This is a genomic window from Pantoea sp. X-Soil-MYKO-1289 (assembly GCF_059730625.1).
Genome location: NZ_AP036004.1, coordinates 892,228 through 904,284 on the forward strand (window position 1 = coordinate 892,228; position 12,057 = coordinate 904,284).

A 12,057-nucleotide genomic window follows, 5' to 3' on the forward strand; every position below is an offset into this window, starting at 1 on the left:
AGTAAGGAAATCAACATGGAAAACCGCTATCCGCAAATCAATCCGCCGCAGCGTCTGCTGATGGGCCCTGGCCCGATCAACGCCGATCCGCGCGTGCTGCGCGCCATGTCGACCCAGCTGATCGGCCAGTACGATCCGGCGATGACCCACTATATGAATGAGGTGATGGAACTCTATCGCGGCGTCTTCCGCACCGAAAACCGCTGGACGCTGCTGATTGACGGCACCTCGCGCGCCGGGATCGAGGCGATCCTGCTGTCGGCGATCCGCCCCGGCGATCGGGTGCTGGTGCCGGTATTCGGCCGCTTCGGCCATCTGCTGTGCGAGATCGCCCGCCGCTGCCGCGCCGAGGTGCACACCATTGAGGTGCCCTGGGGCGAAGTCTTTACCCCGGATCGGATCGAGGACGCCATTAAGCGCGTGAAGCCGCGCCTGCTGCTGACGGTGCAGGGCGACACCTCGACCACCATGCTGCAGCCGCTGGCGGAACTGGGCGCCATCTGCAAAAAGTACGGCGTGCTCTTCTATACCGACGCCACCGCATCGCTCGGCGGCAACGCGCTGGAAACCGACGCCTGGGGGCTGGATGCGGTCTCGGCCGGGATGCAGAAATGCCTCGGCGGCCCCTCCGGCACTTCGCCGATTACCCTGAGCCCGCAGATGGAGGAGGCGATCCGCCGCCGCAAATGCGTCGAAGAGGGGATCCGCACCGCCGCGCATCAGGACGGCGACGAAGAGATGATCTACTCGAACTACTTCGATCTCGGCATGATCATGGATTACTGGGGGCCGGAGCGCCTCAACCACCATACCGAAGCGACCACCGCGCTGTTCGGCGCGCGCGAGTGCGCGCGGCTGATCCTCGAGGAGGGGCTGGACGAAGGTATCGCGCGTCACAGGCTGCACGGCGAGGCGTTGCTGAAAGGCATCCAGGGCATGGGGCTGGAAACCTTCGGCGACCTGAAGCACAAGATGAACAACGTGCTCGGCGTGGTGATCCCGCAGGGCGTTAACGGCGACCAGGTGCGTCAGCTGATGCTGGAGGATTTCGGCATCGAGATCGGCACCTCGTTCGGTCCGCTGCACGGCAAGGTGTGGCGCATCGGCACCATGGGCTTTAACGCGCGCAAAGATTGCGTGATGACCACGCTGGCGGCGCTGGAGGCGGTGCTGACCCGCGTCGGCTTCCGCGCGACCCAGGGCGCGGCGATGCAGGCGGCCTGGGATCGCTACGGGAGCGAGGCATGATGATGAACGCTGCGGAGGCGCAGCTCGCCGCTGAACGCGTCATGGCGCGCTGCGACGCGCTGGCGGCGATCAGCGAATCGCCCGATCAGCTGACGCGCGTCTACCTCTCGCCGCAGCATCTGCGCGCCAATGCGCAGGTCGGCGAGTGGATGGCGCAGGCGGGCATGCGCGTCTGGCAGGACGAAGTCGGCAATATCTGCGGCCGCTACGAAGGGGCGAGCGACGGCGCGCCCGCGCTGCTGCTCGGCTCTCATCTCGATACGGTGCGCAACGCCGGCCGCTATGACGGCATGCTCGGCGTGCTGACCGCGATTGAGACCGTGCAGTGGCTGCATGAGAACCAACAGCGCCTGCCGCTGGCGGTCGAGATTGTCGGCTTCGGCGATGAAGAGGGCACGCGCTTCGGCATCACGCTGCTTGGCAGCCGCGGCATCGCCGGCAGCTGGCCGGAGAGCTGGACCACCCATCCAGACGGCAACGGCATCACCGTCGCCCAGGCGATGGCGGATGTGGGGCTGAACGCCGAGGCGATTCCGCGCGCCGCCCGCGATCTGAATGCTATCGTCGCCTATCTTGAACTGCATATCGAACAGGGGCCCTGCCTGGAGCAGGAGGGGCTGGCGCTGGGCGTGGTCACCGCCATCAACGGCGCGCGCCGCCTTAACTGCCGCTTTACCGGCGAGGCGGGCCACGCGGGCACGGTGCCGATGACCCACCGTAAAGACGCGCTGGCGGCGGCCGCCGAGTGGATGGTGTTTATCGAGGCGACCACGCGCGAGCAGGATCCGCAGCTGGTGGCGACGGTCGGCACCCTGAGCTGTGCGCCCGGCGCGGTCAACGTTATTCCCGGCGAGGTCACGCTGTCGCTGGACGTGCGCGGCCCGCAGGATCTGCCGCTGGAGCGGCTGCTGTCGAGCCTGCTGACGCAGGCCGAGGCGATCGCGCTGCGGCGTGGGCTGCGCTTCGAGGCGGAGGAGTATTACCGCATCAGCGCCACCGCCTGCGACAGCGCGCTGCAGCAGGCGCTGAGCAGCGCCGTCGAGACGGTTCAGGGCCGCGCGCTGGCGCTGCCGAGCGGCGCGGGCCATGACGCTATCGCCATCGCCGAGCGCTGGCCGGTCGGCATGCTCTTCGTGCGCAATGAACGCGGCCTCAGCCACCATCCGGCGGAAGCGGTCATGAGCGACGACGTGGCGCTGGCGGTGCGCGCTTATCTGCAGGCAGTGTGCCAGCTGGCGCAGCGAGGCGCGTCATGAATCTTGCCACCTTTAACGCGCTGTCGGATGCGGCGGCGCAGGCCGCGCTGGCCCACTGCGTGGCGATCCCGCGCTGGCGGCAGGCGCTGGCGGCCGCGCGGCCATTCGCCTCTGTCGAGGCGCTGCTGGCAGAGGCGGAGCGGCTGGCGCAGAGATGGAACAGCGACGATCTTGAACAGGCGCTGTCCGCGCATCCGCGCATCGGCGAACGCGCCGGCGGCGCGGAGAAAGAGGCGGCGCTGTCGCGTCAGGAGCAGGCCGCGATGAGCGACGCCGACGCGGCGCTAAAGCAGGCGATGCAGGCGGGCAACCGGGCTTATGAAGCGCGCTTCGGCCGCCTCTTTCTAATCCGCGCCAAAGGGCGCAGCGGCGAAGAGATGCTGGCGCAGCTTCAGCGGCGCCTGACGAATGACGAACCCACCGAAGCGCGCGAAGCGCTGGAACAGCTGCGGGAGATCACCCTGTTGCGTCTGAAGGAGAGCCTGACATGAGCACCATCACCACCCATATTCTTGACACGGCGCTGGGCAAGCCAGCGGTCGGCGTCGCTATCTCCCTGGAGCAGAATAGCCCCGAAGGCTGGTTGCCGGTTGCCGACGGCGAGACGGACAGCGATGGACGCATCGGCGACTTAACGCCGGAGCCGCTGACGCCGGGCCACTATCGGCTGACCGCCGAGATCGGCGACTATTTTGCGGCAGACGGGCGCGATGCGCTCTACGTCTCCGCGCAGATCGATTTCGTTATCGCCGAGGCGGGCAGCCATTTCCACCTGCCTTTTTTAATTTCGCCCTGGTCGTGGTCTACCTATCGCGGCAGCTAATTTTGAAAGTCTACGGCTATCAAAACCGTCGGCTTAGCCAAATGGTATTTTCGCAAACCTGAGGCTATCGTAGCCGGGTAACCAAAAGCCAACGGAGCCGATAATGAGCACGCCCGAAGATAACAATAACGCCGCAGGTAAATGCCCTTTCCCTCACGGAGCATCGCAAGAGAAAAACCAGAGTGAGAGCGGCGTTGACGCCGGTAAATGCCCGTTTAACCACGGCGCCTCTGAAGAGAAAAGCGTGCTGGCGCGCGGCGCTGGCAGCGGCACCACCAACCGCGACTGGTGGCCTAACATGCTGCGCGTCGACCTGTTAAATCAGCACTCCAGCCGTTCTAATCCTCTCAGCGCCGACTTCAACTACCGCGAAGAGTTCAGCAAGCTCGACTATTCGGCGCTGAAAGCGGATATCCGCGCGCTGCTCACCGATTCGCAATCCTGGTGGCCTGCCGACTGGGGCAGCTATATCGGCCTGTTTATCCGTATGGCGTGGCACAGCGCGGGCACCTACCGCACCATCGACGGCCGCGGCGGCTCCGGGCGCGGACAGCAGCGTTTCGCGCCGCTCAACTCCTGGCCGGACAACGTCAGCCTCGACAAAGCGCGCCGCCTGCTGTGGCCGGTGAAACAGAAATATGGCCAGAAAATTTCCTGGGCCGACCTCTATATCCTGGCGGGCAACGTCTCGCTGGAGAACGCCGGTTTCCGCACTTTCGGCTTTGGCGCCGGACGCGAAGACGTGTGGGAACCGGATATGGATGTGGACTGGGGCCACGAAACCGAATGGCTGGCGCATCGCCATCCGGAAAGCCTCGCCAACGCGCCGCTCGGCGCGACCGAAATGGGGCTGATCTACGTTAACCCGGAAGGCCCGGAAGCGAGCGGCAACCCGGCCTCAGCCGCGCCAGCCATTCGCGCCACCTTTGGCAATATGGGCATGAACGACGAAGAGATCGTGGCGCTGATCGCCGGCGGCCATACGCTGGGTAAAACCCACGGCGCGGGCGCGGCCAGCCACCTCGACGTCGATCCAGAAGCCTCGCCGATTGAGGCTCAGGGCTTCGGCTGGCGCAGCAGCTACGGCAGCGGCGCGGGCGCAGACGCCATTACCTCCGGCCTGGAAGTGGTCTGGACGCAGACCCCGACCCAGTGGAGCAACTACTTCTTCGAGAACCTATTCAAATATGAGTGGGTGCAGACGAAGAGCCCGGCGGGCGCCATTCAGTTTGAAGCCAGCAACGCCGACGCGATTATTCCCGATCCTTTCGATCCGGAGAAAAAGCGCAAGCCGACCATGCTGGTCACCGACCTGACGCTGCGCTTCGATCCGGAGTTCGAAAAGATCTCTCGCCGCTTCCTTAACGATCCGCAGGCGTTCAATGAAGCCTTCGCCCGCGCCTGGTACAAACTGACCCACCGCGATATGGGGCCGAAAGCGCGCTACCTGGGGCCGGAAGTGCCGAAAGAAGATCTGCTGTGGCAGGATCCGCTGCCGGCGGCGATCCATCAGCCGGACGCCAGCGATATCAGCGAGCTGAAAGCGAAGATTGCGGCCTCCGGGCTGAGCGTGAGCCAGCTGGTTTCTGCTGCATGGGCATCAGCCTCGACCTTCCGCGGCGGCGACAAGCGCGGCGGCGCGAACGGCGTGCGTCTGGCGCTGGCACCGCAGAACCAGTGGGCGGTTAACGCCAGCGTAATCCGCGACGTGCTGCCGGTATTGCAGGAGATTCAAAAGGCTTCTGGCAAAGCATCGCTGGCGGATGTCATTGTGCTGGCGGGTAATGTGGGTATTGAGATGGCGGCCGCCGCGGCGGGTTCAGCCGTTCAGGTGCCCTTTACGCCGGGGCGCGTCGATGCGCGTCAGGACCAGACCGATGTCGAGTCCTTTGATCTTCTGCAGCCGCTGGCCGATGGTTTCCGCAACTATCGCCGCGTGCAGGGCGGATCGTCGACCGAAACGCTGCTGCTGGATAAAGCGCAGCAGCTGACGCTGAGCGCGCCGGAGCTGACGGTGCTGCTGGGCGGCCTGCGCGTGTTAGGCACTAACTTCGACGGCAGCGATCGCGGCCTCTTTACCGATCGCCCTGGCGTGCTGAGCACCGACTTCTTCGTTAATCTGCTGGATATGCGCACCGCATGGCGCGCTACCGATGAGAGCGAGGAGCTGTTTGAAGGGCGCGACCGTCAGAGCGGGGAAGTGAAGTATCATGCGACCCGCGCCGATCTGGTCTTTGGCTCTAACGCCATCCTGCGTGCGCTGGCGGAAGTCTACGCCAGCAGCGATGCGCACCAGAAGTTCGTGACCGACTTCGTGGCCGTCTGGACCAAAGTGATGAATCTGGACCGCTTCGATATCTGACCGCGCGACGCCTGAAAATGAGAAAGCCGCAGCTTAACCGCTGCGGCTTTTTTTTGCCGGGCACAGACTACTGGCGCGCTAACTCAGGGTAAAGCCGTCGGCGTCGCGCCACGCCGGAAAGCGCTCGCGATAAGCGGTCAGCGCCTCCAGCGACAGCGTGGCGTCAAGCCGCGCTTGGGCGAAGGGCTCCGCCGCGCTGAGGATCTCGCCCTGCGGCGAAATAATCCGGCTGTCGCCGCTGTACTGATGCTGGTTGCCGTCGCTGCCGACGCGGTTGCAGCCCGCGACGTAGGCCTGATTCTCTATGGCGCGCGCCAGCAGCAGCGCCTGCCAGTGCAGGGCGCGCGGCGCCGGCCAGTTCGCCACATAGAGCGCCAGGTCGTAGTCGTTGCGGTTGCGGGAGAAGACCGGAAAACGCAGGTCGTAACAGATCTGCGGCAGAATGCGCCAGCCGCGCCACTCCAGCACCGCGCGCGTCTCGCCCGGCAGATAGTGGTGATGCTCGTCCGCCATGCGGAACAGATGACGCTTGTCATACTGGTGCAGCGTGCCATCCGGCTCCACCAGCAGAAAGCGATTCACCGCGCCTTTGTCCGTCTGGATCGCCGCGCTGCCGCCCACCAGCGCGTCGCTCGCCGCGGCGTGTTTATGCAGCCACGCCACCACCTGCGCCTGCGGCAGCGAACGCTGCGCCGCCTCCATGGCGAAGCCGGTGGTGAACATCTCCGGCAACAGGATCAGATCGCGGCCCGTTACGCCCTCAAGCACGGCGTCGAAATGGCGCAGGTTCGCTTCGCCATCCATCCAGTGCAGGGTTTCCTGCAGAACGGTAATCTTTAAATCTGACATAAGCGCTCCGCGGCGGCGTCAAGCGTCGCTTCCTGTTTGGCGAAGCAGAGGCGGATCAGCCTGTGCGGGAACGGGTCGGCGCAGAACACCGACAGCGGAATCGCCGCCACGCCCACCTCTTTGGTGAGCCACTGGCAGAAGCTGACGTCGTCGAGATCGGAGATGGCGCTGTAGTCCGCCAGCAGAAAATAGGTGCCCTCGCACGGCAGCACCTTAAAGCGGCTCTTCTCCAGCGCCTGCGCCAGACGGTCGCGGCGCGCGCGGTAAAAGGCAGGCAGCTCGCGATAGTGGGCAGGCTCCTGGCGCAGCATATCGGCGATCGCCAGCTGGGCGGGCGTATTCACCGCGAAGGTCAGATACTGATGCACCTTGCGGATCTCCGCGCTGATGGCGGCAGGCGCGACGCTGTAGCCTACCTTCCAGCCGGTCATATGAAAGGTCTTGCCGAAGGAGGAGACGGCGATGGCGCGCTCGCGCAGCTGCGGATGCGCCAGCACGCTGGCGTGGCCCGCCTCGTCGAAGCAGATATGCTCGTAAACTTCATCGCTCAGCACGTAAATCTCCCGATCGGCGATCGCCTGCCAGAGCGCCGCGAAATCCGCTTTACGCCACACGGTGGCGGAAGGGTTGTGCGGCGTATTGAGGATCACCAGACGGGTTTTACTGGAGAGCAGCGCGGCGAACGCCGTCCAGTCGACGCGAAAGCCCGGCGGCTGCAGCGCGATGCGTTTCAGCACGCCGCCCGACAGCTCGACAGCGGGCGCATAGCTGTCGTAGCTTGGGTCGAAGCAGATCACCTCGTCGCCCGGGCGCACCAGCGCGGTGATCGCCGCGTAGAGCGCTTCGGTCGCGCCGGCGGTCACGGTGATATCGCTGTTGACGTCGGGGCGGTAGCCATACAGCTCGGCGGTTTTCTCAGCGATCGCCTCGCGCAGCGGCAGCACGCCGGTCATTGGCGCATACTGGTTGGCGCCCTCGCTGACGTGATGCGCCAGGCGCGCCTGTAAATAGCGTGGTCCGTCAAAGTCGGGAAAACCCTGCGAAAGGTTGATGGCGTTATGCTGCTGCGCCAGCGCGCTCATCTGGGTAAAGATGGTGGTGCCGAGAGCGGGAAGTTTACTCTCCGGCGTCAGGTTGGGCTGCGTCATGGTTAATGGCCTTAAGCGCGAATGTCATTGCGGAGTAACCCTGTGTTGAAGCCACTATAAACAGGATGTTAATATTTGGCAATCGAGACGCTTAGACGTCTAAAACCCACCTTACAGGATGCCCGATACGCTATGTCTGAACTCTCTCCGCTCGATCAGCTGGTGGCCACCTGCCACTGGATTGGCGCCAAAGGCTGGGCGCCCGCCACCGGCGGCAATATGTCAGTGCGCGAAGATGCCCGCTTCTGCCTGCTCAGCGAGTCAGGTAAGGATAAAGGCAGCCTGACGCGCGACGACTTTATCCAGGTGGAGATCGCCACTAACCGCGCGCCGTCAGGGCGCAGGCCGTCGGCGGAAACCGGATTGCATACCCTGATCTACCGGCTGTTCCCCGAGGCGGGCGCAGTGCTGCATACCCATACGGTGAACGCCACGGTGCTGTCGCGCGTCGAGAAGGGCGCTGCGCTGCGGCTGGAAGGCTATGAGATGCAGAAATCGCTGGCGGAGCAGCATACTCATCTTGCGTGCGTGGCGATCCCGCTGTTTGATAACGATCAGGATATCGACGCGCTGGCGCGGCGCATTGAAGCCTACGCCCGCGACAACCCGCTGCGCTACGGTTTTCTGCTGCGCGGTCACGGCTTAACCTGCTGGGGCCAGGACGTGAACGAAGCGCGTCGTCATCTGGAAGGTCTGGAGTTTTTATTTGAATGCGAACGCCAACGTCGCCTGCTGGAGGCCCAATGATCCGCGCCATTGTTACCGATATAGAAGGCACCACCAGCGATATTCGCTTCGTGCACGATGTGCTCTTTCCTTACGCGCGTAACCATCTCGCCGGGTTTATCCGCGCGCAGCATCAGCAGCCCGAGGTCAGCGCTGCGCTCGACGCGGTGCGCGCCGAAGCGGGCCAGCCTGAGGCCGACCCTGAGGCGCTCACCGCTATCCTGCTGGGCTTTATGGATGAGGATCGCAAATCCACCGGGCTAAAAGCGCTGCAGGGGATGATCTGGCGCGACGGCTATGTGAACGGCAGCTTTACCGGCCATCTCTATCCCGACGTCGTGCCGGCGCTGCGCGCCTGGCGGGAGCAGGGCATTCAGCTCTACGTCTATTCTTCCGGCTCGGTTGCGGCGCAAAAACTGTTATTTGGCTACAGTGATGAAGGAGATATTACGGAGCTGTTTAGCGGCTACTTTGACACGCGCGTCGGCGCTAAGCGAGAGGTCGCCTCCTACCGCAATATCGCCCAACAAACCGGCCTGCCCGCTGAGCAGCTGCTGTTCCTCTCCGACATTCGTCAGGAGCTGGATGCGGCAGCGGAAGCCGGATGGAAAACCGTGCAGTTAATTCGCGGCCCCGCAGACAGCGAAAGCCGCCATCATCAGGTGAACACCTTTTCGGGAGTCGTTTTAGCATGAGCGCATTGACCATTTTTACCGATACCGAAGCCACGCTGCCGGTGTGGCACAGTACCGATGCGGAGATGATCCGCGAGCGGCTGAATGCAAAGAATGTGCGCTTCGAGCGCTGGGCGGCGGATCGCGATTTAGGCGACAATCCCCAACCCGCCGACGTGATTGAGGCCTATCAACACGCTATCGATCGGCTGGTGGCGGAGAAGGGCTATCAGAGCTGGGACGTGATCAGCATGCGCGCCGACAACCCGCAAAAAGAGACGCTGCGCCAGAAGTTTCTCTCTGAGCACACCCACGGCGAAGATGAGGTGCGTTTCTTCGTTGAGGGCGCGGGCCTTTTTTGCCTGCATCTCGACGGCCAGGTCTACCAGATCCTGTGTGAAAAAAACGACCTGATTTCAGTGCCGGCGGGCACGCCGCACTGGTTCGATATGGGCTCCTCGCCCAACTTCACCGCAATCCGCATCTTCGATAACCAGGAAGGCTGGGTGGCGCACTTCACCGGCGACGCCATCGCCGACGCCTATCCGCGCCTGCCTTAATCCTGCCAGCCGGGCGCGCTCAGCGCGCCCGGTCAGGGCTGAAAAATCCCCGCCTCTACCGCCTCCGGCGTCACCACGCCGGTATCCAGCACCCAGCCGCTAATCAGCGCCGCAGGCGTCACGTCGAACGCCGGGTTATAGACGTTTGCCGCTTCCGGCGCCCACTGCACGCTGCCGAAGCTGCCCGCCGCGCCGGTCACTTCGCTGGCGGCGCGCTGCTCGATAGGAATGTCGCGGCCGCTGACGCACTGGCGATCCAGCGTGGTGTGCGGTGCGGCAACGTAGAAGGGGATCTGATGGTAATGCGCCAGCACGGCCAGGCTGTAGGTGCCGATTTTGTTCGCCACGTCGCCGTTAGCCGCGATGCGGTCCGCGCCGACCCAGACGGCGTCGACTTGGCCGCTCGCCATCAGGCTGGCCGCCATCGAATCGGTGATCAGCTGAAAGGGGATCGCCAGCTCGCCCAGCTCCCAGGCGGTAAGGCGTCCGCCCTGCAGCAGCGGGCGCGTTTCGCCCACCCAGACGTTCGCCACCTTACCCTGCTGATGCGCGCGGGCGATGACGCCCAGCGCGGTGCCGACGCCCGCCGTCGCCAGCCCGCCGGTGTTGCAGTGCGTAAGCAGGCGGCTGTCCGGCTTCACCAGCGCGCTGCCCGATTCGGCGATGTTGTCGCACAGCTGGCGATCCTCCTCGACCAGACGCAGCGCTTCCTGACCCAGCGCGGCGGCGAAATCCGCCTGCGCCAGCGCCAGCTTCATGCGATCGAGATTATTCATCAGGTTGACCGCCGTGGGACGCGCGGCGCGCAACACCTCCAGCGCCTGCCCCAGCGCGTCGCGGCTGGCGCCCGCCTCGGCCAGCAGCGCCAGCAGCAGCGAGGCGGAGAGGCCGATCAGCGGCGCGCCGCGCACGCGCAGGGCGTGAATATGGCTGACCAGCTGCGCCACGTCGTGCGCCGGCAGCCAGTTTTTTTGCTGCGGCAGCGCCTGCTGATCGAGGATCCAGAGCTGATTGTCACGAACCTGTAAGCTGGTGGTGCGGAGTGTTTGCATTGTCTGTGAAATCCCTGTTGCGTTGTTGTCACGTATTGTGCCAACATGCGGAACGGATGTATAGACGTCTGAACGGCTTATTATGCTGCCCTGGCGGGGTTTCGTTTCAGTTTGGTATAAGAGGAAAGGCAATGTCGCAATACCGTACCTTCACCGCGGCGGATGCCGTTGAATATGCCCGGCAGTTTGGCGGCGTGGACGATCCCGCTGCGCTGGTCGAGGCGGAAGAGATTGGCGATGGCAACCTTAACCTGGTCTTTAAAATTTTCGACCGCCAGGGCAACAGCCGGGTTATCGTAAAACAGGCGTTGCCCTACGTGCGCTGCGTCGGCGAGTCCTGGCCGCTGACGCTGGACCGCGCGCGGCTTGAGGCGCAAACCCTGATCGAGCACTACAAATATTGCCCTGAGCACACCGTCAGGGTGACGCACTATGACGAGACGCTGGCGGTGATGGTGATGGAGGATCTCTCCAGCCATCGCATCTGGCGCGGCGAGCTGGTGAAGGGCGCTTTCTATCCGCAGGCGGCGGCGCAGCTGGGCGAATATCTGGCGCAGACGCTGTTTCACACCTCTGATTTCGTGCTGCATCCCCATCAGAAAAAAGCGGCAGTGGCGCGCTTTATCAACCCAGAGATGTGCGAGATCACCGAAGATCTCTTCTTTAACGATCCTTACACCGATCACGAGCGCAACAGCTATCCGCAGGCGCTGGAGCCGCTGGTTGCCAGCCTGCGCGACGACGAGGCGTTGCGCATCGCCGTCGCCGGACTGAAGCACCGCTTTTTCGCCCATGCCGAAGCGCTGCTGCACGGCGATATTCACAGCGGCTCGATTTTCGTCGCCGACAACAGCCTGAAGGCGATCGACGCGGAGTTCGGCTATTTCGGCCCGATCGGCTTTGACGTCGGCACGGCGCTGGGCAATCTGCTGATCAACTACTGCGGCCTGCCGGGGCTGCTGGCCCCGCGCGAGGCGGCGGAAGGGCGCGAACTGCGTCTCAACGACGTGCGCGAGGTGTGGAATACTTTCGCCGCGCGCTTCCTGGCGCTGGCGCAAGAGAAGACCACTGACGTGGCGCTGGCATATCCCGGCTATGCGCAGGCGTTTCTGCGCAAGGTGTGGGCCGATACCATCGGCTACTGCGGCACCGAGCTGATTCGCCGTACCGTCGGCATGTCTCACGTGGCGGATATGAAGCTGATTAAGGATGAGGCGATGCGCACCGAGTGTATTCGCAGCTGCATTACGCTGGGACGCACGCTGATTCTGGCGGCGGATCACATCGAGGACGCCGAGGCGCTAATCGCGCGTATTCGGCAGGCGGGGTAAGGGTAATACGCGCCGGTTAACTCCGCGC

12 protein-coding genes are annotated in these 12,057 nt (G+C 64.0%); 9 read left to right on the top strand and 3 right to left on the bottom strand.

Annotated features, from left to right (window positions below):
* The first annotated feature begins 15 nt into the window (after positions 1-15).
* From AC6I7Z_RS04255 to katG, 5 genes are all read left to right on the top strand, one after another.
* Entirely contained in the window at positions 16-1,248 is a 1,233-nt protein-coding gene (locus tag AC6I7Z_RS04255; protein WP_497813261.1) for a pyridoxal-phosphate-dependent aminotransferase family protein, read from the top strand.
* On the top strand, positions 1,245-2,504 hold the full coding sequence (hpxK, locus tag AC6I7Z_RS04260) for an allantoate amidohydrolase (RefSeq protein WP_497813262.1): 1,260 nt from the start codon (positions 1,245-1,247) through the stop codon (positions 2,502-2,504). The genes AC6I7Z_RS04255 and hpxK overlap by 4 nt, the downstream gene beginning before the upstream one ends.
* Positions 2,501-2,995 carry a 2-oxo-4-hydroxy-4-carboxy-5-ureidoimidazoline decarboxylase gene (gene uraD, locus AC6I7Z_RS04265; protein WP_497813263.1) on the top strand — a complete coding sequence of 165 codons (495 nt, stop codon included), beginning with the start codon at positions 2,501-2,503 and terminating at the stop codon, positions 2,993-2,995. Before hpxK ends, uraD begins: the two co-directional genes overlap by 4 nt.
* Complete coding sequence (gene uraH / locus AC6I7Z_RS04270; protein WP_033752858.1) at positions 2,992-3,327, top strand: hydroxyisourate hydrolase; 336 nt, start codon at positions 2,992-2,994, stop codon at positions 3,325-3,327. Before uraD ends, uraH begins: the two co-directional genes overlap by 4 nt.
* 103 nt (positions 3,328-3,430) lie before the next feature.
* Positions 3,431-5,689 carry a catalase/peroxidase HPI gene (gene katG / locus AC6I7Z_RS04275; RefSeq protein ID WP_497813264.1) on the top strand — a complete coding sequence of 753 codons (2,259 nt, stop codon included), beginning with the start codon at positions 3,431-3,433 and terminating at the stop codon, positions 5,687-5,689.
* Between the two features lie 78 nt (positions 5,690-5,767).
* Here katG and AC6I7Z_RS04280 read toward each other — a convergent pair whose 3' ends face one another.
* Together AC6I7Z_RS04280 and AC6I7Z_RS04285 are read right to left on the bottom strand one after the other, a co-directional pair.
* A complete protein-coding gene (locus AC6I7Z_RS04280; RefSeq protein WP_497813265.1) occupies positions 5,768-6,538 on the bottom strand; it encodes an amidohydrolase in 771 nt (256 codons plus the stop codon).
* The gene (locus tag AC6I7Z_RS04285; protein ID WP_497813266.1) at positions 6,526-7,686 is read right to left on the bottom strand and encodes a pyridoxal phosphate-dependent aminotransferase; all 1,161 of its coding nucleotides are present in this window, start codon (positions 7,684-7,686) and stop codon (positions 6,526-6,528) included. The genes AC6I7Z_RS04280 and AC6I7Z_RS04285 overlap by 13 nt, the downstream gene beginning before the upstream one ends.
* Before the next feature lie 132 nt (positions 7,687-7,818).
* Between AC6I7Z_RS04285 and AC6I7Z_RS04290 the strand changes: the two genes are divergently transcribed.
* The 3 genes from AC6I7Z_RS04290 to AC6I7Z_RS04300 are packed head-to-tail and all read left to right on the top strand — an operon-like array spanning position 7,819 to position 9,646.
* Complete coding sequence (locus AC6I7Z_RS04290) at positions 7,819-8,433, top strand: methylthioribulose 1-phosphate dehydratase (RefSeq protein WP_497813267.1); 615 nt, start codon at positions 7,819-7,821, stop codon at positions 8,431-8,433.
* Positions 8,430-9,107 (top strand): acireductone synthase, encoded by a 678-nt coding sequence (mtnC, locus tag AC6I7Z_RS04295; protein WP_497813268.1) that lies wholly within the window; start codon positions 8,430-8,432, stop codon positions 9,105-9,107. Before AC6I7Z_RS04290 ends, mtnC begins: the two co-directional genes overlap by 4 nt.
* Complete coding sequence (locus tag AC6I7Z_RS04300; RefSeq protein ID WP_048781551.1) at positions 9,104-9,646, top strand: 1,2-dihydroxy-3-keto-5-methylthiopentene dioxygenase; 543 nt, start codon at positions 9,104-9,106, stop codon at positions 9,644-9,646. The genes mtnC and AC6I7Z_RS04300 overlap by 4 nt, the downstream gene beginning before the upstream one ends.
* Before the next feature lie 32 nt (positions 9,647-9,678).
* On the opposite strand, the gene mtnA is transcribed toward AC6I7Z_RS04300, so the two are convergent.
* Positions 9,679-10,698 (bottom strand): S-methyl-5-thioribose-1-phosphate isomerase, encoded by a 1,020-nt coding sequence (gene mtnA, locus AC6I7Z_RS04305; protein WP_497813269.1) that lies wholly within the window; start codon positions 10,696-10,698, stop codon positions 9,679-9,681.
* 131 nt (positions 10,699-10,829) lie between these two features.
* Between mtnA and mtnK the strand changes: the two genes are divergently transcribed.
* Complete coding sequence (gene mtnK, locus AC6I7Z_RS04310; protein WP_497813270.1) at positions 10,830-12,029, top strand: S-methyl-5-thioribose kinase; 1,200 nt, start codon at positions 10,830-10,832, stop codon at positions 12,027-12,029.
* The last annotated feature ends 28 nt before the right edge of the window (positions 12,030-12,057 follow it).